Source organism: Streptomyces sp. NPDC008125, assembly GCF_042957125.1.
In the GTDB taxonomy this organism is placed as follows: domain Bacteria; phylum Actinomycetota; class Actinomycetes; order Streptomycetales; family Streptomycetaceae; genus Streptomyces.
In genome coordinates this window covers 111365-131855 of sequence record NZ_JBIBHR010000012.1, presented here as the reverse complement: position 1 = coordinate 131855, position 20491 = coordinate 111365, and the positions used below count along the sequence as shown (strand labels likewise).

At 72.3% G+C, this 20491-nt stretch carries 21 protein-coding genes; 11 read left to right on the top strand and 10 right to left on the bottom strand.

What is annotated here, in order from left to right:
• Window positions 1-11 precede the first annotated feature (11 nt).
• A complete protein-coding gene (locus tag ACFZAX_RS21465) occupies window positions 12-779 on the top strand; it encodes a hypothetical protein (RefSeq protein WP_390963442.1) in 768 nt (255 codons plus the stop codon).
• Between the two features lie 27 nt (window positions 780-806).
• On the opposite strand, the gene ACFZAX_RS21460 is transcribed toward ACFZAX_RS21465, so the two are convergent.
• Both ACFZAX_RS21460 and ACFZAX_RS21455 read right to left on the bottom strand, forming a co-directional pair.
• The gene (locus ACFZAX_RS21460) at window positions 807-1325 is read right to left on the bottom strand and encodes a hypothetical protein (RefSeq protein ID WP_390963441.1); all 519 of its coding nucleotides are present in this window, start codon (window positions 1323-1325) and stop codon (window positions 807-809) included.
• Between the two features lie 45 nt (window positions 1326-1370).
• Window positions 1371-2498 carry a CorA family divalent cation transporter gene (locus ACFZAX_RS21455; RefSeq protein ID WP_390963439.1) on the bottom strand — a complete coding sequence of 376 codons (1128 nt, stop codon included), beginning with the start codon at window positions 2496-2498 and terminating at the stop codon, window positions 1371-1373.
• Window positions 2499-2916: 418 nt separating this feature from the next.
• Between ACFZAX_RS21455 and ACFZAX_RS21450 the strand changes: the two genes are divergently transcribed.
• Complete coding sequence (locus ACFZAX_RS21450) at window positions 2917-3501, top strand: suppressor of fused domain protein (protein WP_390963438.1); 585 nt, start codon at window positions 2917-2919, stop codon at window positions 3499-3501.
• Between the two features lie 96 nt (window positions 3502-3597).
• On the opposite strand, the gene ACFZAX_RS21445 is transcribed toward ACFZAX_RS21450, so the two are convergent.
• On the bottom strand, window positions 3598-4830 hold the full coding sequence (locus ACFZAX_RS21445; protein ID WP_390963436.1) for an MFS transporter: 1233 nt from the start codon (window positions 4828-4830) through the stop codon (window positions 3598-3600).
• Window positions 4831-5047: 217 nt separating this feature from the next.
• Here ACFZAX_RS21445 and ACFZAX_RS21440 point away from each other — a divergent pair, with 217 nt between their 5' ends.
• From ACFZAX_RS21440 to ACFZAX_RS21430, 3 genes are all read left to right on the top strand, one after another.
• Window positions 5048-5725, top strand: coding sequence for a DUF6758 family protein (locus ACFZAX_RS21440; protein WP_390963435.1), 678 nt, complete (start codon window positions 5048-5050; stop codon window positions 5723-5725).
• Between the two features lie 137 nt (window positions 5726-5862).
• On the top strand, window positions 5863-6729 hold the full coding sequence (locus ACFZAX_RS21435) for a PHP domain-containing protein (RefSeq protein WP_390963433.1): 867 nt from the start codon (window positions 5863-5865) through the stop codon (window positions 6727-6729).
• A 213-nt stretch (window positions 6730-6942) separates the two neighbouring features.
• Window positions 6943-7548, top strand: a complete 606-nt coding sequence (locus ACFZAX_RS21430; RefSeq protein WP_390963432.1) for a MarC family protein — start codon at window positions 6943-6945, stop codon at window positions 7546-7548.
• Window positions 7549-7653: 105 nt separating this feature from the next.
• Here ACFZAX_RS21430 and ACFZAX_RS21425 read toward each other — a convergent pair whose 3' ends face one another.
• Window positions 7654-7806, bottom strand: coding sequence for a hypothetical protein (locus ACFZAX_RS21425; protein ID WP_327177840.1), 153 nt, complete (start codon window positions 7804-7806; stop codon window positions 7654-7656).
• A 211-nt stretch (window positions 7807-8017) separates the two neighbouring features.
• Between ACFZAX_RS21425 and ACFZAX_RS21420 the strand changes: the two genes are divergently transcribed.
• A complete protein-coding gene (locus ACFZAX_RS21420) occupies window positions 8018-8926 on the top strand; it encodes an NYN domain-containing protein (RefSeq protein WP_390963430.1) in 909 nt (302 codons plus the stop codon).
• Window positions 8927-9014: 88 nt separating this feature from the next.
• Here ACFZAX_RS21420 and ACFZAX_RS21415 read toward each other — a convergent pair whose 3' ends face one another.
• Together ACFZAX_RS21415 and ACFZAX_RS21410 are read right to left on the bottom strand one after the other, a co-directional pair.
• Window positions 9015-9866 (bottom strand): alpha/beta fold hydrolase, encoded by an 852-nt coding sequence (locus tag ACFZAX_RS21415; RefSeq protein WP_390963429.1) that lies wholly within the window; start codon window positions 9864-9866, stop codon window positions 9015-9017.
• Window positions 9867-10026: 160 nt separating this feature from the next.
• Window positions 10027-12099 (bottom strand): DEAD/DEAH box helicase, encoded by a 2073-nt coding sequence (locus ACFZAX_RS21410; RefSeq protein ID WP_390963427.1) that lies wholly within the window; start codon window positions 12097-12099, stop codon window positions 10027-10029.
• 477 nt (window positions 12100-12576) lie between these two features.
• Between ACFZAX_RS21410 and ACFZAX_RS21405 the strand changes: the two genes are divergently transcribed.
• A complete protein-coding gene (locus ACFZAX_RS21405) occupies window positions 12577-13323 on the top strand; it encodes a ferritin-like fold-containing protein (protein ID WP_390963425.1) in 747 nt (248 codons plus the stop codon).
• Between the two features lie 178 nt (window positions 13324-13501).
• Here ACFZAX_RS21405 and ACFZAX_RS21400 read toward each other — a convergent pair whose 3' ends face one another.
• The 4 genes from ACFZAX_RS21400 to ACFZAX_RS21385 all read right to left on the bottom strand — a co-directional run bounded on the left by ACFZAX_RS21400 (window position 13502) and on the right by ACFZAX_RS21385 (window position 15668).
• A complete protein-coding gene (locus ACFZAX_RS21400) occupies window positions 13502-13771 on the bottom strand; it encodes a hypothetical protein (RefSeq protein WP_390963424.1) in 270 nt (89 codons plus the stop codon).
• A 296-nt stretch (window positions 13772-14067) separates the two neighbouring features.
• Complete coding sequence (locus ACFZAX_RS21395; protein WP_386894763.1) at window positions 14068-14295, bottom strand: DUF3107 domain-containing protein; 228 nt, start codon at window positions 14293-14295, stop codon at window positions 14068-14070.
• Window positions 14296-14418: 123 nt separating this feature from the next.
• Complete coding sequence (locus ACFZAX_RS21390) at window positions 14419-15054, bottom strand: TetR/AcrR family transcriptional regulator (RefSeq protein ID WP_327177847.1); 636 nt, start codon at window positions 15052-15054, stop codon at window positions 14419-14421.
• 398 nt (window positions 15055-15452) lie between these two features.
• Window positions 15453-15668, bottom strand: a complete 216-nt coding sequence (locus ACFZAX_RS21385; RefSeq protein ID WP_390963423.1) for a hypothetical protein — start codon at window positions 15666-15668, stop codon at window positions 15453-15455.
• 114 nt (window positions 15669-15782) lie between these two features.
• Here ACFZAX_RS21385 and ACFZAX_RS21380 point away from each other — a divergent pair, with 114 nt between their 5' ends.
• The 4 genes from ACFZAX_RS21380 to ACFZAX_RS21365 all read left to right on the top strand — a co-directional run bounded on the left by ACFZAX_RS21380 (window position 15783) and on the right by ACFZAX_RS21365 (window position 20490).
• Window positions 15783-16748 carry an alpha/beta fold hydrolase gene (locus ACFZAX_RS21380; protein ID WP_390963422.1) on the top strand — a complete coding sequence of 322 codons (966 nt, stop codon included), beginning with the start codon at window positions 15783-15785 and terminating at the stop codon, window positions 16746-16748.
• Between the two features lie 8 nt (window positions 16749-16756).
• Window positions 16757-18181 (top strand): DUF3152 domain-containing protein, encoded by a 1425-nt coding sequence (locus tag ACFZAX_RS21375; RefSeq protein WP_390963420.1) that lies wholly within the window; start codon window positions 16757-16759, stop codon window positions 18179-18181.
• A gap of 78 nt (window positions 18182-18259) precedes the next feature.
• Window positions 18260-18355, top strand: coding sequence for an Ms4533A family Cys-rich leader peptide (locus tag ACFZAX_RS21370; RefSeq protein ID WP_327177851.1), 96 nt, complete (start codon window positions 18260-18262; stop codon window positions 18353-18355).
• Between the two features lie 410 nt (window positions 18356-18765).
• Window positions 18766-20490: an ABC transporter substrate-binding protein gene (locus ACFZAX_RS21365; RefSeq protein ID WP_390963419.1), complete on the top strand. Its 1725-nt coding sequence runs from the start codon at window positions 18766-18768 to the stop codon at window positions 20488-20490.
• The last annotated feature ends 1 nt before the right edge of the window (window position 20491 follow it).

The following is a 20491-nucleotide window of genomic DNA, read 5'->3' as shown; positions in this document are numbered from 1 at the left end:
GGCAAGTGCGCGTGACCTCCTACGCTCCCGCCGTACGGGCCCGCCGGACCGCGCTCGCCGTGGCGCTCGGGGCGCAGCTCGCCCTGGGCCTCACCGCCTGCGCGGGCGACGACCCCGACGAGGGCACGAACGGAATCGGCAAGCTCTCCGCCGCGGAGATCGACAGCCGGGCCAGAGCCGCCGCCGACGCCGCCACCGCCGTCCACCTCGCGGGCACCCTCCTCAGCAAGGACGGCAGCTACACCCTCGACATGCGGCTCAACGCCGACGGCGGCACGGGCTCCGTCACCTCGAAGGAGAACACCTTCGCCGTGCTCCGGGTCGGCGACGACCTCTACCTCAAGGCGGACGCCGCCTTCTGGAGCGCCGAGCAGGACGCGCAGGGCGGCAAGGGCGCGGACGACGACGCGGAGGCCGCCGAGAAGCTCGACGGGAAGTACGTCAAGGTCCCCGAGGACGACCCCACGTACACGCGGCTGCGCGGCTTCACCGAGAAGGACACCCTGCTCGACGGACTGCTCTCCCTGCACGGCACCGTCAACAAGGGCGACCGGGACAAGGTCACCGGCGTGCCCGTCATCCAGATCCTGGGTGGCAAGGGCGAGGGCGGAGCCCTGGACGTGTCCCTCAAGGGCACCCCGTACCCCGTCAGGGTGGCGCGCGGCGGCGGGGGCGGCACGGTCACCCTCGCCGACTGGGGGCGCTCCTTCGAACTGGCGGCCCCGCCGCAGGACGACACCGTCGACTACGGCGGCCAGCTGCCGAGGAATTCCGGCTGAGCCGTTCGTACGTCCGGGGCATCGCGCTCAGCCCTTGGCGCGGCGCTTCCTCTTCAGCAGCAGCCGGGGCAGCCCCGCCGGTACCGGCTCGCGGGTGATCGCGGGGGTGTCGAGCGGACGGGCGGCGAGCGAGCCGTCCGGCAGCTCGGTGGTGTGCGCCACCGGCGTCAGCCGCACCACCCGGCAGCCGGCCGCCCAGCGCTCCGTCAGCCGCTCGGCGTCCGGCGCGTTCAGCCGCTTCCCCTTGAGCTCCGCGACCGCCGCCGCCCACTCCTCGGAGTGCGGGGCGAGTTCGGCCACCTCGGCGGTCCACGCGACGATCCGGCCGCCCTTGTCCTTGCTGCGCACCGTCACCTCGGCCCGTACGCCGTCCGCCAATCCCTCCGGGAGCGGCTGCTCACCGGGGCCGCCGACGAGCAGCGCCGCGCCCTCGTGCCAGACGTGCCAGAGCGCCCGGGCGGCGCCGGAGGCGCGCACCCAGACCAGGCCGGACTTCTTGGTGGCCTCCTCGACGAGGGCCTGCCCGAGCAACGAGTCAGCAGTCATGGCGAAGAGCCTAGGGGACGCGGGCCGCGCGGCGTCGGACACGGCCTACAGCCAGCCGTTGCGCTTCAGCGTCCGGTGGATGGAGAAACAGACCACGGCGATGACACCCAGCACCATCGGATAGCCGTACGTCCACTGGAGTTCCGGCATGTGCTCGAAGTTCATGCCGTAGACCCCGCAGATCATCGTCGGTACGGCGACGATGGCGGCCCAGGACGTGATCTTGCGCATGTCCTCGTTCTGGGTGACGGTCGCCTGCGCCAGATTGGCCTGGAGGATCGAGTTCAGCAGCTCGTCGAAGCCGAGGACCTCCTCCTGCACCCGGGCGAGGTGGTCGGCCACGTCGCGGAAGTACTTCTGGATGTCCGGGTCGATGAGCCGCATAGGCCGCTCGCTGAGGAGCTGCATCGGCCGCTGGAGCGGCGAGACGGCGCGCTTGAACTCCAGTACCTCACGCTTGAGTTGGTAGATCCGCCCGGCATCGGTGCCGCGCGCGCTGCCCTTCGTCGGGGTGGAGAAGACGTCGATCTCCACCTCGTCGATGTCGTCCTGCATCGCACCCGCCACCGCGATGTACCCGTCCACCACGTGGTCGGCGATGGAGTGCAGCACTGCGGAGGGCCCCTTGGTGAGCAGCTCCGGGTCGTCCTGCAGGCGGTGGCGCAACGCGCGCAGCGAGCCCTGGCCGCCGTGCCGGACGGTGATCACGAAGTCCCGGCCGGTGAAGCACATCACCTCGCCGGTCTCGACGACCTCGCTGGTCGCGGTGAGCTCGGCGTGCTCGACGTAGTGAATGGTCTTGAAGACCGTGAAGAGCGTGTCGTCGTACCGCTCCAGCTTCGGCCGCTGGTGGGCGTGGACCGCATCCTCCACCGCCAGCGGATGCAGCCCGAACTCCCGTGCGATGACGGCGAATTCGGCCTCGGTGGGCTCGTGCAGCCCGATCCAGGCGAAGCCGCCGCCCTCGCGCACCCGCAGCATTGCCTCGTGCGGGGTCTGGCAGGCGGACGCCTCCATGCGGCGGCCGTCGCGGTAGACCGCGCAGTCCACCACGGCACTGGAGGCGGACGGGTCGCGGGTGGGGTCGTAACCGGTGTGCGGGACGGGTTCCTTGCGGAGGGACGGACGCAGGGAGGGGCGCACGGCGGCGCGCAGGTCACGGATCATTGACATGGCTGGCTCCTACACGAAAGGGCCGTGCGGTGCGCGCAGGCGGAACAGCCCGGAATGGAGACGTGTGCACCACGTCCGCAAAGCGGGCGGCACCGCGGAGCGGTGGCGACGGCGTTCGCTACAGACAGGCAAAAACGGGATGCTCTTCCGCCGTGCGACAAGCCACGAGCCCTGACCGAGAGGGCTTAAGAAATCACCGGGACACGGTGGAGACGGAAGAGCGCTTGGTACTGCACGGTCGACTTGGATCCATGGCAGTCCCCACCTCCTCCGGCCGGTCCCCCGTGGGGGACGACGTGCTGTCGGGACTTCAGGGGGCGCCGCGTCGCGCGCTGTCCCGACCGGCGGCCAGGCTATCAGCCCGGCCAAGGGTCAATCCCTTACTTTGCCCGTTCGATACGCGTTCTATGCTCGCGACATGGAAGAAATTCTCGCGCTCGTCGAAGCCCGGCTGCGCACCGCCCTCGGGGAGCCGGACGCCCGCGCCGCCGTGACCTTCCTCGGTACGGACCGCATCGAAGTGCTGCGCTTCCTCGACGGAGACGTGGTCCGTTACGCCACCCTCGGCATGTCCGCCCAGCCCATGGCGGACCCCACCGCACCACTCGCGGACCCGGTGAAGGGCCCCCGCGCCGAGCTGGTGCTCTCCGTACGCGCCGGGCTCGCCGACACCGACCAGGTGCTCCGCCCGCTCGCCGTACTCGCGGCGTCCCCGCAGGTCGAAGGCGTGATCGTGGCACCCGGCGCCTCTCTCGACCTGGGCGGCCCGCTCTGGCCGTCCGCCCCCTTCTCCTCGGTGCTGGTCGCCGAGTCCGGCGGGCTGGTGGAGGACCTGGAACTGGACGAGCCGATGGACCCGGTGCGCTTCCTGCCGCTGCTCCCGATGACCGCGAACGAGGCCGCCTGGAAGCGGGTCCGGGGCGGCGAGGAGCTCCAGGCGCGCTGGCTCTCGCACGGTACGGACCTGCGCGACCCGCTGCGTACCTCCGTACCGCTGGACTGACCCACCCGTCCGTGTCCGTGCCGCGGTCGTGGGAAGAGGGGCCCGCCGGCCGGCAGGGCCCCTCTTCCCGTGTCCCGCTCCGCCGTGTCGCGGCCGTCAGCCGGCGAAGGCCGAGACGCCGTCCTCGGTGGCGTGCCGGGGCTGGACCTCCTCGGCCTCGTGGGTGAGCGCGGAGCGGCGTACCCGGACGATCAGCGCGCCGGCCACGGCCGCGACAGCGGCGACCACGAACGGGATGTGCACATCGGTCCACTCCTCGATCTTCGGCGCGAGGTAGGGGGCGGCGGCCGCGGCGAACCAGCGGACGAAGTTGTAGCCGGCGCTCGCCACCGGGCGGGGTGCGTCGGAGACGCCGAGGGCGAGCTCGGTGTAGACGGTGTTGTTCATGCCGATGAAGGCGCCCGAGACGATGGTGCAGACGATCGCGGCGACGTGGTCGCCGTACCCGAGGATCAGCAGGTCGGCCGCGAAGAGCACGAGCGAGGCGCCCAGCACCTTCAGTGAGCCGAAGCGCGCCTGGAGCCGCGGGGCGACGAAGACCGAGAAGACGGCGAGCAGCAGGCCCCAGGCGAAGAAGACGGCGCCCGACTTGTACGGGGTCATGTCCAGCACGAACGGGGTGAACGCGAGGATGGTGAAGAACGCGTAGTTGTAGAAGAACGCCGAGCCCGCCACCGAGGCCAGTCCGCCGTGGCCGAGTGCCTTGACCGGGTCGAGCAGCGAGGTCTTCCTGGCCGGCTTCGGCTGCTCCCTCAGGAACGCGCTGATGCAGACGAACCCGATCGCCATCAGGGCGGCGGTGCCGAAGAACGGGTAGCGCCAGCTGGCGTTGCCGAGCAGTGCGCCCACCAGCGGGCCGCACGCCATGCCGAGGCCGAGCGCCGCCTCGTACAGCAGGATCGCCGCCGCGCTGCCACCGGCGGCGGCGCCGACGATCACGGCCAGCGCGGTCGAGACGAAGAGCGCGTTGCCGAGCCCCCAGCCGGCCCGGAAGCCGACCAGCTCGCCCACCGAGGCGGACGTACCGGAGAGCGCGGCGAACACCACGACCAGCGCCAGCCCGGCCAGCAGGGTCTTCTTGCCGCCGATGCGGCTGGAGACGAAGCCGGTGACGAGCATCGCGACCGCGGTGATCAGGAAGTACGAGGTGAACAGCAGCGACACCTGGCTCGGCGTCGCGTCCAGTCCCTTGGCGATGGACGGCAGAATCGGGTCGACCAGGCCGATGCCCATGAACGCCACGACCGAGGCGCCGGCGGTCGCCCACACCGCCTTGGGCTGGCGAAGGATGCTGGTGGCCCCTTCGTCGAACGGGTCCTCTCCCTGCATGGTGTTCCCACTCTCCTCACGGATGCGGTCTCGGCAGCCCCAGGGCCCCGGCGCACGGCCCGTGGCGCGCGGTCCGGGGCAGCTGCCTGTGCACTCCACAGAATAAGTTAGGTCGGCTAATAGATGCAAGCTACATCTATTGTTCCTGGTGGGGGCCACGCTGCGGACGGGTGACCGTCCTTGACGTGGCGACCCGGGAGGGGGACCGTGGGGCGCTATGAGAGGCGAACCCAGTTGCCCGAAGTGCGGTGGCCGGGTCAGGGCGCCCGGTCTCTTCGCCGACTCCTGGCAGTGCCCCGCGCACGGTCCGGTCCATCCGATGCAACCGGTGGTCCCGCCCAGCGTCGAGGCCCTCGGAGTGGTGGTCCACCGCGCACAGGTGCCGGTGTGGATGCCGTGGCCGCTGCCGGTCGGCTGGCTCTTCACGGGCGTGGCGCACGCGGGCGACGACCGCAGCGGCGGTCGCGCCACCGCGCTGGTCTGCTCGGGACCGGGGCCGCTCGGCGGAATGGGCGAGCTGCTGCTGGTCGCCGAGGAACTCGGCGTCGGGCTCGGCGCCCGCTACGCCGGGATCGAAGGCCCCGACCCCGGCCCCCGGATGCGCGTCGACGGTCCCCCCGTGGCCAAGGTGCTCGCCGCCGGACGCCCGACGCCGCTCTGGCAGGTGCACGGCGTACCCGAAGACCGGGCCGTCTTCGCGGGCGAGGCGCGCGGGCTCTGGCTCTGGGCGATCGTCTGGCCCCAGCAGTCGGCGCTGCTCATGTACGACGAGCTGGTCCTCACCGACCTCCGCGACGCCGGCGCCGAAACGGACCTGGTGCCCTGCGGCGCCCTCACCCCACGCCTGCTCGGCATCCCCGAGGGTCCGCCCCGGCAGGGCCCCGCGCCCCGCTGACGGCGGCGAGTACCCGCCGGGCCGTGCGCGGCCCGGCCCGGCGATGGGGCGGCTCCGTGCGGCCGTCCGGGTGAAGCCCGGGCGTTCGTTATCCTGGAGCGTCCCCACCGTCCGCCGCGAGCACAGGAGCCACCGTCGTGCGTATCGACCTGCACACGCACTCCACCGCGTCCGACGGCACGGACACCCCGGCCCGGCTGGTCGCCAACGCCGCCGCCGCCGGACTCGACGTCGTCGCCCTCACCGACCACGACACCGTGCGCGGCCACGCCGAGGCGCTCGCCGCCCTCCCCGAGGCCCTCACCCTCGTCACCGGCGCCGAACTCTCCTGCCGCCTCGACGGGGTGAGCCTGCACATGCTGGCGTACCTCTTCGACCCCGAGGAGCCCGTCTTCGCCCGCGAGCGCGAGCTGGTCCGGGACGACCGGGTGCCGCGCGCCCAGGCCATGGTGGGCAAGCTCCAGGCGCTCGGCGTGCCGGTGACCTGGGACCGGGTCGCGAGGATCGCCGGGGACGGCTCGGTGGGCCGCCCGCACGTCGCCGCCGCCCTCGTCGAACTGGGCGTCGTTCCCACCGTCTCCGACGCGTTCACCCCCGAGTGGCTCGCCGACGGCGGCAGGGCGCACGCGGGCAAGCACGAACTCGACCCCTTCGACGCCGTCCGGCTCGTCAAGGCGGCGGGCGGGGTCACCGTCTTCGCCCACCCGGCGGCCGTCAAGCGCGGTTCCGTCGTCCCCGAATCGGCCATCGCCCGGCTCGCCGCAGCGGGACTCGACGGCATCGAGGTCGACCACATGGACCACGACGAGGCCACCCGCGCCCGGCTGCGCGGCCTCGCCGCCGACGTGGGACTGCTCACCACCGGCTCCAGCGACTACCACGGCAGCCGCAAGACCGTCGCCCTCGGCGAGTACACCACCGACCCCGAGATCTACGGCGAGATCACCCGGCGCGCCACGGGAGCCTTCCCGGTGCCGGGCGCCGGTGGAGCCCTCCGCCGCTGAGGGCCGCACCCACCCCTGGTCTCCCGGGTTCTCCGGCAGTCGGATCTCCGTCCGCCGCAGCCGCACCCGGCCGCACTCCGGTGCCGCGCGCCCCTTTGCACCCCTTCCCGCCGCCACCGCACCCCGGCCGGTCCCGTAGCCCCGCGCTCCGGTGGGCCGGGGTCGCCCGTGCGCCCCCCGACCTGCTCGTCCTCTTCTCCCGCAAGGCTCACCGTGTTCGACGTCGCTGTTTTCGGTTCCCTCTTCCTCACCCTCTTCGTGATCATGGACCCGCCGGGGATCACGCCGATCTTCCTGGCCCTCACCGCGGGCCGTCCCGCGAAGACCCAGCGCAGGATGGCGCTCCAGGCGGTCGCGGTCGCCTTCGGGGTGATCGCCGTCTTCGGCGTCCTCGGCCAGCAGATCCTGGACTACCTGCACGTCTCCGTACCCGCGCTGATGATCTCCGGCGGTCTGCTCCTGCTGCTCATCGCGCTGGACCTGCTCACCGGCAAGACGGACGAGCCGACGCAGACGAAGGACGTCAACGTGGCGCTCGTACCCCTCGGCATGCCGCTGCTCGCCGGGCCCGGCGCGATCGTCTCGGTGATCCTGGCCGTGCAGCACGCGCACACCGTGACCAGCCAGATCTCGGTCTGGGCGGCGATCGTCGTCATGCACGTGGTGCTCTGGCTGACCATGCGCTACTCGCTGCTGATCATCCGGGTCATCAAGGACGGCGGTGTGGTCCTGGTGACCCGGCTCGCCGGCATGATGCTCTCCGCCATCGCGGTGCAGCAGATCATCAACGGCGTCACCCAGGTCGTCCAGAACAGCTGAAGCCGCCCCCCGCCGCCCGGAACCGGGCCGGACGCACAGCGCCCCCGTACGGAGATCCGTACGGGGGCGACTCGTCATCTCATCAAGGCGTACTGCCGGAAGGTGTTACGAGGCCGGGCTTTCGGCCGGCCGAATGTAGATGCGCTGGCCCATTGCCGCGGCCTGCTGCACGATCCGGTTGACGGAGGCGGCGTCTACGACGGTGCTGTCCACGGCGGTACCGTCGACATCGTCGAGTCGCATGATCTCGAAGCGCACAGGGCTTCCCTTCGTCCGATCCTCCTGCTGGAGAACTACTGGTCGGACGGGTATTCCCGTCCGCAAGGATAAGGAAGCGAGGCCGCACGGTCCCGCTCCCTACGAGGGGTACAACGGCGCACCCCCCGGAAAACATTCCCTACGCTAAGGAAATTTTTTGGATGTCTAAGTACCCGCAGGTAGTCGCCCCGACACGGACGTCGAGTCGCCCATGACCGAAGCCGATTTCCCCGCCACCCCGGACGACGTCCGCGACCGCCTGGACCTGACGAACCAACTCCTCCAGCGCGTCCTCGCCGAGGTCTCGAAGACCCCCTCCACCCACGCGATCTTCGTCGACGCGGGTTATGTCTATGCCGCCGCCGGACTCCTCGTCACCGGTACCGAGGACCGCCGCTCCTTCGACCTCGACTCCGGAGGGCTGATCGAGGCGTTCATCGAACAGGCCCGCACGATCTTCGCGGACAGCCGACTGCTCCGCGTCTACTGGTACGACGGCGCCCGGCGCCGCATCCACACCACCGAGCAGCAGTCCATCGCCGAACTGCCCGACGTCAAGGTGCGCCTCGGCAACCTCAACGCCAACAACCAGCAGAAGGGTGTCGACTCCCTCATCCGGACCGACCTCGAATCGCTCGCCCGCCACCGCGCCATCAGCGACGCCGCACTCGTCGGCGGCGACGAGGACCTCGTCTCGGCCGTGGAGGCCGCCCAGGGGTACGGCGCCCGCGTGCACCTCTGGGGCATCGAGGCCGGCGAGGGCCGCAACCAGGCCGAGCCGCTGCTCTGGGAGGTGGACAGTCAGCGCACCTTCGACCTGGACTTCTGCCGCCCCTACGTCACCCGCCGCCCGGTCACCACGTACGAGGACGAGGGCCCGGCGCCCTCCCGCGAGGACGTCCGCTTCGTCGGGGCGCAGGTCGCCGCCGCCTGGCTCGCCGCCAAGGGCCGGGAGTCCCTGGTCGACCTGATGCCGGGCCACCCGTACCTGCCGGGCTCCGTCGACCAGGACCTCCTGGTCGAGGCGGAACGCCTGCTCCAGCACTCCCTGCGTGGGCACGCCCAGCTGCGCCGGGCGCTGCGCGACGGCTTCTGGCAGCACCTCCAGGCGCAGTTCTAGCCGCCTTCTTCGGGGAAGCCGGGGAGTCCTCGGGGGAGGCCGGGAAGCCCGGGAGCCCTCGGGGAAGGCCGGGTCGCTCCGAGGACGCTCAGAGGCTCTCCCAGAACGCCACCAGCGCCGCCGCCGTCTCCTCGGGGCGCGCGGTGTTGGGGGAGTGCTCCGCGCCGGCGATCGTGGTGCGGCGGGCGCCCAGCCGGCCCGCCATCGCGGTGAGCAGCCCGACCGGCCACACGTCGTCGCGTTCACCGGACAGGACGTGGACGGGCAGGCCGGTCGCGGCCAGCTCGTCCACCCGGTCCGGTTCCACGGACAACTGGCGGCCGGTGGCGATCAGTTGCGCGGGGTCGTTCATCAGCCACCGGCGGCGCAGATCCTCGCCGCCGCCGGTGGCCGCGTCCTCCGGCGGGTCCAGCGCCCGCATCGCGTCCCACACCTGATCCATGGTCAGCACGGTCAGCGCGTCGCCGAGCGTTTTCGCCTTGTCCCGCTGCCCGGCGGAGATCTCGGCCGGTCCGGACGACATCAGCGTCAGCGAGCGGAACGGATCCGGGTCCAGGAGCACGGCCGCGCGGGCGACCTGGCCGCCCAGCGAATGGCCGAGCAGGTGCGTCGGCGTGCCGTCGGCCGTATCGAGCGCCACTGTCTGAGCGAGGACGTCCCGCGCCAACTCGCCCTGTGCGTAACTCTCCTGACGGCCCGTACCCAGGCTTTCGTACTGCCCCCGGCCGTCCACGGCGACGGCGCGGAAACCGGCGGCGGTCAGCGGTTCGAGGAGGGCGACGAAGTCCTCCTTGCTCCCGGTGTAGCCGGGGAGCATCAGGACCGTGCCGCGCCGGTCCGCACGCGGCACGGCGTCCAGGACGGCGAAGTCGCCGCGCGCGGTACGCAGCGCGCGGGCACGGGCACAGGGGGGCGGGGTGAAGGTCGGCGGCCGGCTCATGGGACGAGGTTAGGCCGTCGTCGACCATGCCCCTGACGTGCGGGGCGCAAGCGTGCCGGGAGCGCGGGGGCCGCGACTGCCCACCGGAAACGCCGGACTGCCCCGCCCCCCGGTGTGCGGGGGCCGGGGCAGTCCGGCGTTCGGTGCGGTGCCGCGAGCGTCAGCTCTCGGCCGACGCGGCCTCGGCGGTCGCCGGGCGGGTCGTGCGCCGGCGGCGGGTCCGGGCCGGAGCCTCGGCCGCTTCGCCCGCCACGGCCTCCGCCTCGGCGACCACCGTGGTCTCCGGCTTGGCGGCGGCGCGGCGGCGGCGCTTCGGCTTCTCCTCCGCGGCGTCGGCGGCCGGTGCGGCCACGGCGGCCTCGGGCTCGGCCTTCACGGCGGTCTTCGGCGCGGCGGCCTTGCGGGTCCGGGGCTTCGTCTCGGCCTTCGTCTCCGTGGCCGGCTTGGCGGCCGTACGGGGACGGCGGCGCGGGCGGCTCTCGGACTCGGGCTCCGAGGGCGGGGCGATCTGGAAGTCGACCTCGTCCTCGGCGGGCTTCACGACCCGGGGGCGGCGGCGCGGCTTCGTCTCGGCCTTGACCTCGGCGGCGGGCTCGGTGAAGCCCACGGCCACGGCCGCCACCGTCTGGAACTCCGGCTCGGCCGGAGCCGCGGCACGGGTGCGGCGGCGACGGGCCGGCTTGGTGGCCTCCACGGCCGCGGGAGCCTCCACGACGACCTCGGGCGCCTTCGCGACCGGTGCGGGAGCCTCCGCCACGGCGACGGCTGCCGCCTCGGCGGCGACGGCCTCCGCGACACCGACCCGGCCACGACGGCGGCGGCGCGGGGTGCGCGGCTCCGTCGCCCCGGCGGCCTGGTCGCTCTCCGGGGCCGGTACGGCCTCGGCGGCGGGCGCGGGCACCGTGGCGGCGCCCTCCTCCTGGCCGGTTCCGCCACGGGTGCGGCGGCGCTGACGCGGGGTGCGCGCGGGGCGCTCCTCACGGGGTTCACGAGCCTCACGGGCGGGGCCCGAGGAGGCGGGAGCCTTGCGGCCCCGGCCACCGGTCTCGCCGAGGTCTTCGAGTTCCTCCGCGCGCAGACCCGCACGGGTCCGCTCGGCCCGCGGCAGTATGCCCTTGGTGCCCTCGGCGATGCCGAGGTCCGAGAACAGGTGCGGCGAGGTGGAGTACGTCTCCGGGGGATCCGGGAACTTCAGGTCCAGCGCCTTGTTGATCAGCTGCCAGCGCGGGATGTCGTCCCAGTCCACCAGCGTGACGGCGGTGCCCTTGGCGCCCGCGCGGCCGGTACGGCCGATGCGGTGCAGGTAGGTCTTCTCGTCCTCGGGGGACTGGTAGTTGATGACGTGGGTCACACCCTCGACATCGATACCGCGTGCCGCGACGTCGGTGCAGACGAGGACGTCCACCTTGCCGTTGCGGAAGGCGCGCAGCGCCTGCTCACGGGCGCCCTGGCCGAGGTCTCCGTGGACCGCGCCGGAAGCGAAGCCGCGCTTCTCCAGCTGCTCCGCGATGTCGGCGGCGGTGCGCTTGGTACGGCAGAAGATCATCGCCAGTCCCCGGCCGTCGGCCTGGAGGATGCGCGAGACCATCTCGGGCTTGTCCATGTTGTGCGCCCGGTACACGAACTGGGTCGTGTTCTTGACCGTCGTGCCCTCGTCGTCGGGCGACGTGGCGTTGATGTGCGTGGGCTGCGACATGTAGCGGCGGGCGAGGCTGATCACGGCGCCGGGCATCGTCGCCGAGAAGAGCATGGTCTGGCGCTTCGGCGGCAGCATCGTGATGATGCGCTCGACGTCGGGCAGGAAGCCCAGGTCCAGCATCTCGTCGGCCTCGTCGAGGACGAGCGCACGGATGTGGGACAGGTCCAGCTTGCGCTGGCCCGCCAGGTCGAGCAGCCGGCCGGGGGTGCCGACGACCACGTCGACGCCCTTCTTCAGCGCCTCGACCTGCGGCTCGTACGCCCGGCCGCCGTAGATGGCCTGGACGCGGACGTTACGCACCTTGCCCGCGGTGAGGAGGTCGTTGGTGACCTGCTGGCAGAGCTCGCGGGTGGGGACGACGACGAGCGCCTGCGGCGCGTCCGTCAGCTTCTCGGGCGCGGCGCGGCCCGCCTCGACGTCGGCGGGGACGGTGACGCGCTCCAGCAGCGGCAGGCCGAAGCCCAGCGTCTTGCCGGTACCGGTCTTCGCCTGCCCGATGACATCGCTGCCGGAGAGCGCTACGGGGAGCGTCATCTCCTGGATCGGGAAGGGGGACATGATGCCGACGGCTTCGAGGGCCTCGGCCGTCTCGGGGAGAATCCCGAGGTCGCGGAAGGTAGTCAGGGTGCTGCCTCTTCTGTGAGACGCGGACCGAGGCGAACGCTGGGGGTCGTACCGTGCCGGGGTTGGTCATCCGGCCCCGGGAAAGGGCGCGGGTGGCGCGGGACCACTGCCGTCGCTCGAGCGCTCGTGCCGCTGAGGGGGCCCCTCATCTGCGGTCGTACGGTGTGTACGACCCGCGCGGAGGGCTGTCGGGTCGGAGCCGATCGGGCCACCGACCGGGCATCCTCATTCAAGGGCGCGCCTCTGGCATACGAAAATGCTCAGTAGGCGCAATACCACTGTACCCCGGATTCGCGCATGTGTGTTGGGCGAATTCATCGGAACGGTGTGATCTCGGTGATGGACCGGGCCCCTACCACGAGGGCCGTGCGGGCTATTGTGCGCTCCATGGAGACGCCTGACAACGCCGCTCGCACGCCCGACGAAGCCCCCGCACCCACCGGCATCGCCGCCGGAAGCTGGTCGACGGCATCGGTCGACCCGCAGTACCGCGCCGCCGTGGTGGATCTGCTGGGCGCCCTCGCGTACGGGGAACTGGCCGCCTTCGAGCGGCTCGCCGAGGACGCCAAACTCGCGCCGACCCTCGGCGACAAGGCGGAACTGGCGAAGATGGCCTCCGCGGAATTCCATCATTTCGAGCAGCTCACCGACCGGCTCTCCACGATCGGTGAGAACCCGACCGGGGCCATGGAGCCGTTCGCCAAGGCGCTGGACGACTTCCACCGCCAGACCGCCCCCTCCGACTGGCTGGAGGGCCTGGTCAAGGCGTACGTCGGCGACTCGATCGCCAGCGACTTCTACCGCGAGGTCGCCATCAGGCTCGACACGGACACCCGGGACCTCGTGCTCGCCGTCCTGGACGACACCGGCCACGGGAACTTCGCCGTGGAGAAGGTACGGGCCGCGATCGAGGCCGACCCCCGCGTCGGCGGCCGGCTCGCCCTCTGGGCCCGGCGGCTGATGGGCGAGGCGCTCTCGCAGGCCCAGCGGGTGGTCGCCGACCGCGACGCGCTCTCCACGATGCTGGTGGGCGGCGTGGCGGACGGCTTCGACCTCGCCGAGGTCGGCCGGATGTTCTCCCGGATCACCGAGGCGCACACCAAGCGGATGGCCGCCCTGGGCCTCGCGGCCTGAGCGCCTCCCGGCCGACTCAGGGGTGCCCCGCAATTTCTGGCGGGTGCGCGACGGCAGCTACGGCACCTCGCCGCGTTGTCGGAGCGTCCGTATACATCCAGTAGGCGGACGCCCCCCGCCTCGCGAGGCACCGCATCCGACGCCGCACACTGATCCACCACGCAGTGCGGGACAACCCTCAGGCCGCCGAGCCGGTGATCCGGCTCCGGCGGCGCGGCCGGATCAGCAGCGACAGCGTCACCGCCCCGACCACCAGCGCACCGGCCACCGTGGCCGTGGCGTGTCCGGAGTAGAGCACACCGTCCGTCAGGTACGCCCCGAACAGGGCTCCCAGGGCGCCGGTGGGGTACACCGCACGGGCCGACGGGAGCCGGCCGGGCAGGGCGCGCAGGGCGGCCCAGGACAGGGCGAGACCGACCACGGCGGAGCCGAAGGATTCCCAGATCACGGAGCATCACCTCGCGGAGTTCGTGGTTACGTCCCCGCAGGCGCGGGGCGACGTGCGGGCCGTGCGGCCCGGGGCCCCTCGCCCGGACGATCCGGGCGGAAGGCCTTCCGCCGTCCTACCCGTGACCTGCGTCACGCAACCCTGCCGTGACCCGGGGGAAACCTTTCGGCGGAGCCCCGCGCTCCGCCGGGCGGACGGGGGCCGACGCGCGGGACGGTGCGCCGGCCCCCGAACGTACGGAGCGGCCCGGCGGGACATCCCGCCGGGCCGCTCCGTCGTGCCGCGCCTGGTGCCTCTTACAGCGCGCCGAACCCGACACGCCGGGCCGCCGGCTCGCCGATCTCGACGTACGCGATCCGGTCGGCCGGCACGAGGACCTTGCGGCCCTTGTCGTCCGTGAGGCTGAGCAGCTGCGCCTTGCCGCCGAGCGCCTCGGTGACCGCGCTCTCGACGTCCTCGGCGGAAAGCCCGCTCTCCAGAACGATCTCGCGGGGCGTGTGCTGCACCCCGATCTTGACCTCCACGGCTATGTCCCTCCGACGGTCAGTCCCTGCGCGGTAGCCGCGCCGTACGCAGCCACATTAGCCCGGTGGGCCGAGCGCTCAGGGCCCGACCGGCCACGCCCGCAGCGAACACGCCGGGTGCCGCTACTCGGCCCCGTGCAGCGGGAAGCCCGCGATGCCGCGCCAGGCGAGCGAGGTGAGCAGCTGTACCGCCGTGTCGCGCGGGATGCCGGAGGGACTGGAGAGCCAGTAGCGGGCCACCACCTGGGCGACCCCGCCCAGCCCGACGGCCAGCAGCATCGATTCGTCTTTGGACTGGCCGGTGTCGCCCGCGATGACGTCCGAGATCGCCTCGGCGCACTGCAGGGACACCCGGTCCACCCGCTCGCGCACGGCGGGCTCGTTCGTCAGGTCCGACTCGAAGACCAGGCGGAAGGCGCCGCCCTCGTCCTCCACGTACGCGAAATAGGCGTCCATGGTGGCTTCGACGCGCTGCTTGTTCTCCGTCGTCGACGCGAGGGCGGTGCGCACGGCCTGGAGCAGCGACTCGCAGTGCTGGTCGAGGAGGGCCAGGTACAGCTCCAGCTTCCCGGGAAAGTGCTGGTAGAGGACCGGCTTGCTGACGCCGGCCCGCTCGGCGATGTCGTCCATCGCGGCGGCGTGGTACCCCTGTGCGACGAAGACCTCCTGGGCGGCGCCCAGGAGCTGGTTGCGTCGGGCGCGGCGGGGCAGGCGAGTGCCCCGCGGGCGCGCTGCCTCTGTCTGCTCGATGGCGCTCACGCCGCCTCCCAAATGTGTGTTCCGACACGGTGTCCACTGCTGACCGCGCCGCATGGCCATCGTACTTTTGGGTAACCCGGGTGCGCGCGGCGCGGACGCAGAATTTCACGGACCGGACAACTCCGGTAGTCATGGACCGGGGTCACCCTCTCGTCCGTGCGGGGACGAAGCGGCCCTGACGTGGGCGTTTCGTCGGTAATCATCCGGTGCGGGGCGAGTTTCGGTCATTTCCCGGCCCCTCCGGCGGGCGGTCCGGTCATTTCCCGGCTCCTCCGGCGGGCCGTCCGGCCAATCCCGGCTCCTCCGGCGGGCCGTCCGGCCAATCCCGGCCCCTCCGGCGGGCGGTCCCGCCCGGTCCGCCCCGCCACCGGCCGCGGTGGCGGGGCGGTGGGCGCGACTCAGCGGTAGTCGTCCTCGTCCTCGACGACCACCTTGGTCTGCTCCGCGACGTCGGCCGCGTCGGCCTCCTCGCCGCCGGCCTCCGTCAGCGGGTCGTCGTCCTCCTGCCGGACTTCCGTACGCTGCTCCGCGGTGTCCGCGTCGGGGGCCTCCAGTCCCGGCGGGTCCGCCTGCTCCTTCTCGAACGTCTCCGGGTCGCTCGGGTCGACCGTCATGGTGACTCCCTTCCGTCCCTCATCCGAAGCCTATGAGCTCGTCTCCTGCCCCGCGATGCGGCCTGTGACCGCGAACACATGAATCGGCGCGTGATCGTCTCGTAACATTGCCGCATGTCTTCGACCGAGCTGCCGGGTGTCCAGGCCGCCGCCGCGGCGGTCGCCCCCACGGTCAGTGCCGTGCACGTCGGGCCGGGGGAGAGGCTGCGCACCGTCCCCCTGGCCGGGCTGAGCCTGACCGTCCGTTCCCGGCCCGGCGCGCGCGCCGGGCTCCCTCCGGCGCTGTACGTCCACGGGCTGGGCGGGTCCTCGCAGAACTGGTCCGCCCTGATGCCGCTGCTGGCCGGCGTGGTGGACGGCGAGGCGGTCGACCTGCCCGGGTTCGGCGACTCCCCGCCGCCGGACGACGGCGCCTACTCGGTGGCCGCGCACGCCCGGGCGGTCATCCGGCTGCTCGACGCGCAGGGGCGCGGCCCGGTCCACCTCGTCGGCAACTCGCTGGGCGGCGCGGTCTCCACCCGGGTCGCGGCCGTCCGCCCCGACCTGGTGCGGACCCTCACCCTGATCTCACCCGCCCTGCCCGAGATCCGCGTCCAGCGCCCGGCCGTACCGACCGGGCTGCTGGCGCTCCCCGGGGTCGCCGCGCTCTTCTCCCGGCTCAGCCGGGGCATGACCGCCGCACAGCGCACCCGCGGTGTCATGGCACTCTGTTACGGCGATCCCTCGCGGATCACCGAGGAGGGGTTCCGCCAGGCGGTGGCCGAGATGGAGCGGCGGCTGGAACTGCCGTACTTCTGGGACGCCATGGCGCGTTCCGCCCGTGGCATCGTCGACGCCTACACGCTCGGCGGGCAGCAGGGACTGTGGCGCCAGGCCGAGCGGGTGATCGCGCCGACGCTCCTGGTGTACGGCGGACGGGACAAGCTCGTCTCGTACCGGATGGCACGCAAGGCGTCCGGGGCGTTCCGCGACTCGCGCCTGCTTTCGCTGCCCGAGGCCGGGCACGTGGCGATGATGGAGTACCCGGAGGCGGTCGCCCAGGCGATCCGGGAATTGGTGGACGACAACAACGGGAGCTGATCCGGGGCGTGGGACGACACAGCCGAAGGGGCGCCGGGGCCGAAGCTCCGGCGGGCGAAGCCGCACCGGCCCCGGCCGGTGCGCCGGGGGCGGGCTCCGGCAGTGGCCGCCGCAGGCGGGCGCCCGAACCGGCGCCCCCCGGGCGCGACGGACAGCGGTCGCCCGAGGCGCCCGCGGACACCCCGTTCCAGGGCGTCCCGCAGGTGCGAGGCGGTCACCCCGAACAGCGTGAACCGGGCGGTGGCTGGGGCACGGGACCGCAGCCGCGCTCCGGTCGTGGCGAGGCCCCGCGGGGCGGGCGGCTCGCACAGCCCGCCGGCCCGGCCCGGCAGCAGACACGTTCGGGCGAATTCCCGGCCGGCCGGGCGGGCGGCGCGGGTGCGGCGGTCGGCCGGTCGGTGTCCCGGCCCGCGCCCGGCAGCACGCCGCTGATACCTGGCCCCCGGCCCGAGTTCGTGGAGGCGTTCGACGCCCCGTCCGTAGGGCTTCCGGTGCGGTCCGTCCCCTCGCGGGTGTCCGCGCCCGTCGAGGCGCCCCCGGCCGGGGACCGGCGCGACGACGGTCCGGACGGTGGCGCCGGAGACGGCGGCGAAGGCGCGGGCGGTACCCCGGGCAAGGGCGGCCGGGGCGGCAAGGGGCGGACGTTCACCGGTATCGCGGCGGCGGCGGTGACCACCGTGCTCGCCGTGGTCGTGGCCGGGCAGGTCGCCCAGGGGCACGGCGGCGACGGCTCCCCGCAGGCGTCCGGCACCCGGGGGAGCGGTCAGGGGGCCTCGCGGTCCGACGACCGCCCGACCCCCGGGACGGCCACGTCCGCACCGCTGAAAGCCATGTCGTACGAGGAGAAGATGGCCACGCCCTTCCCGCTCGCCGCCGATCTGGCGGGCGGCGGGAAGTTCGAGGTCGTCCCGGGCGCGGCGAAGGCGCCCGGGACCGGGCACAGGTACCGCTACCGGATCGACGTGGAGGCGGGACTCGGCCTCGACCCGGGGCTTTTCGCCGAGGCCGTGCAGAAGACCCTCAACGACGACCGCAGTTGGGCGCACCACGGGGACATGACCTTCGAGCGGATCTCCACGGGCACACCCGACTTCGTCATCACCCTGGCCAGCCCCGGCACCACCGGGGTCTGGTGCGCGAAGTCCGGCCTGGACACCACCGAGGACAACGTCTCCTGCGACTCCGCGTCCACCGAGCGCGTCATGATCAACGCCTACCGGTGGGCCCAGGGTTCGGTCACCTTCGGCCCCGACAAGCTCCTGCCCTACCGGCAGATGCTCATCAACCACGAAGTCGGACACCGGCTCGGGCACAACCACGTGAGCTGCCGGACCCCAGGGACGCTCGCGCCCGTGATGCAGCAGCAGACGAAATCGCTCGACATCGACGGAATCTCCTGCAAGCCCAACCCTTGGGTCTATCCGGCCAGTTGACCCGGGGTGTCCATATAATGGTACGACCGTCTCATTTCGCATTGACATGCAGATGAGCGGTCGTTCATATTTCTCCGCATGTCACGCATCCTGATCACCTCCGAGAGCGCGGCCCTGGAGCGCGCGCTCATCGGCGTGACCAGGCACTGCGTCGCCGACATTCTCTGTCGCTGACCCCTGCCCGGTCGTGCTCCGGCGCCGTCCGAAGCCCCGAAGGGCTTCAGGCGCGGTGCTCCGGTCGACGTCCCCGGCACCCACCGGCCCTCAGGCGCGGCCCCGTCCGGCAGACGCCCCGAACCCGGTTCTTCACGGGTCGGACCTGACCCGACACGCGCCGGCCTGCCGGGCGGCCCCCTTCCCCTCCCCGGGCTTTCGCGCGACGCGTACGCGCGCCCGGTGGGACGCGCCGCACTCCCGCGGTCCCCGTTGTCCGGGCCGTCTTCCGACGTGCCGCCTTCCTGTGCTTTCTCCCGCTTCACCCTGCTTAACCCAGCTTCGCTGTGCTTCCTCCCGCCTTCTCCTGCTTTTCCCTGCGTTTTCCGCCTCGCCGATCCGGCCGGGCAGTACCGAGAGGTCCTCTTCCGATGCGTCAACCGTCCGCCATATCCCGCCGCGTCTCAGCGGCCGTCGTGGTTCTCGTCGTGGGCTCGGCCGTCGCGGCCTGCGGCCCGAAGGAGAGCGGGAGCGACGCCGGTTCCGGTGCTTCCTCGGCCGCTCCCGCCAAGGGCGGCACCCTCAGCGTCCTCAACCGCGCCCCCCAGACGAACTTCGACCCGGCGCGGCTCTACACCTCCGGCGGCGGCGCCGTCCCGTCGCTGGTCTTCCGCACCCTCACCACCCGCAACCGCGAGGCCGGCGCCGCCGGCGCCGAGGTGGTCCCCGACCTGGCGACCGACCTGGGCGCCCCCAGCGAGAACGCCACCGTGTGGACGTACACGCTCAAGGACGGGCTGAAGTACGAGGACGGCACCGCGATCACCAGCGCGGACGTCAAGTACGGCATCGAGCGCTCCTTCGCCGCCGAACTCTCCGGCGGCGCGCCCTACCTGCGCGACTGGCTGATCGGCGGCGCCGACTACGAGGGGCCGTACAAGGACAAGAAGGGCCTCGCCTCGATCGCGACGCCCGACGACCGGACCATCGTCTTCCACCTGAACAAGCCGGAGGGCGAGTTCCCCTACCTGGCGACGCAGACCCAGACCACACCGGTACCGCAGGCCAAGGACACCGGCGCGACCTACGAGAACCACCCCGTCTCCTCGGGGCCGTACAAGGTCGTCTCCAACGAGGGCGACGGCGAGCACCTGGTGCTGGAACGCAACCCCTACTGGTCCGAGAAGACCGACTCCGAGCGCAAGGCCTACCCGGACAAGATCGACGTCCGTTCCGGCCTGGACCCGGCCGTCGTCAACCAGCGCCTCTCCGCCTCGCGCGGGGCCGACGCCGCCGCCGTCACCACCGACACCAACCTGGGGCCGGCCGAACTCGCCGAGGTCACCGGCGACAAGGCCCTCGCCGCCCGCGTCGGCGAAGGCCACTTCGGCTACACCAACTACATCGCCTTCAACCCGAAGGTGAAGCCGTTCGACAACCCGAAGGTGCGCCAGGCGATCTCGTACGCCGTCAACCGCACCTCCGTCATCAACGCGGCCGGCGGCTCCTCGCTCGCCGAGCCCGCCACCACCTTCCTGCCCGAGCAGAAGTCCTTCGGGTACACGGCGTACGACGCCTTCCCCTCCGGCGCCACGGGCGACGCGGCCAAGGCCAAGGAGCTGCTGAAGGAGGCCGGTTACCCGAACGGGCTGACCGTCACCCTCACGCACGACAACGAGAAGAACTTCGCCACCAGTCCCGAGGTCGCCACCGCCATCCAGGAAGCCCTGAAGAAGGCCGGGATCACGGTCGAGCTCAAGGGACTCGAGGACAACGCCTACTCGGAGACCGCGTACAACGTGAAGACCGAGCCCGGCTTCTTCCTCGCCGGCTGGGGCGCCGACTGGCCCTCCGGCGGCCCCTTCCTCGGACCCGTCTTCGACGGCCGCCAGATCGTCGAGGACGGCTACAACTTCAACACCGGCCGGCTGAACGACGCCTCGGTCAACAAGGAGATCGACGAGATCAACCAGCTGACCGACCTCGCCGCCGCCGCCGCGCGCTGGGGCGCCCTGGACAAGAAGATCGGTGAGCAGGCACTGACCGTGCCGCTCTTCCACCCGGTCTACCAGCGCCTCTACGGCGCGGACGTGAAGAACGTCGTCATCAGCGACTGGACCGGCGTACTCGACATCGCGCTGGTCTCGGTCAAGTAGC

Excerpts from the sequence above, each read along its gene's own strand:
- ACFZAX_RS21460 (WP_390963441.1), bottom strand. The coding sequence starts at position 1,325 with ATGACTGCTGACTCGTTGCTCGGGCAGGCCCTCGTCGAGGAGGCCACC.
- ACFZAX_RS21455 (WP_390963439.1), bottom strand. The coding sequence starts at position 2,498 with ATGTCAATGATCCGTGACCTGCGCGCCGCCGTGCGCCCCTCCCTGCGT.
- ACFZAX_RS21450 (WP_390963438.1), top strand. The coding sequence starts at position 2,917 with ATGGAAGAAATTCTCGCGCTCGTCGAAGCCCGGCTGCGCACCGCCCTC.
- ACFZAX_RS21445 (WP_390963436.1), bottom strand. The coding sequence starts at position 4,830 with ATGCAGGGAGAGGACCCGTTCGACGAAGGGGCCACCAGCATCCTTCGC.
- ACFZAX_RS21440 (WP_390963435.1), top strand. The coding sequence starts at position 5,048 with ATGAGAGGCGAACCCAGTTGCCCGAAGTGCGGTGGCCGGGTCAGGGCG.
- ACFZAX_RS21420 (WP_390963430.1), top strand. The coding sequence starts at position 8,018 with ATGACCGAAGCCGATTTCCCCGCCACCCCGGACGACGTCCGCGACCGC.
- ACFZAX_RS21415 (WP_390963429.1), bottom strand. The coding sequence starts at position 9,866 with ATGAGCCGGCCGCCGACCTTCACCCCGCCCCCCTGTGCCCGTGCCCGC.
- ACFZAX_RS21410 (WP_390963427.1), bottom strand. The coding sequence starts at position 12,099 with ATGACGCTCCCCGTAGCGCTCTCCGGCAGCGATGTCATCGGGCAGGCG.
- ACFZAX_RS21405 (WP_390963425.1), top strand. The coding sequence starts at position 12,577 with ATGGAGACGCCTGACAACGCCGCTCGCACGCCCGACGAAGCCCCCGCA.
- ACFZAX_RS21385 (WP_390963423.1), bottom strand. The coding sequence starts at position 15,668 with ATGACGGTCGACCCGAGCGACCCGGAGACGTTCGAGAAGGAGCAGGCG.
- ACFZAX_RS21380 (WP_390963422.1), top strand. The coding sequence starts at position 15,783 with ATGTCTTCGACCGAGCTGCCGGGTGTCCAGGCCGCCGCCGCGGCGGTC.
- ACFZAX_RS21370 (WP_327177851.1), top strand. The coding sequence starts at position 18,260 with ATGTCACGCATCCTGATCACCTCCGAGAGCGCGGCCCTGGAGCGCGCG.
- ACFZAX_RS21365 (WP_390963419.1), top strand. The coding sequence starts at position 18,766 with ATGCGTCAACCGTCCGCCATATCCCGCCGCGTCTCAGCGGCCGTCGTG.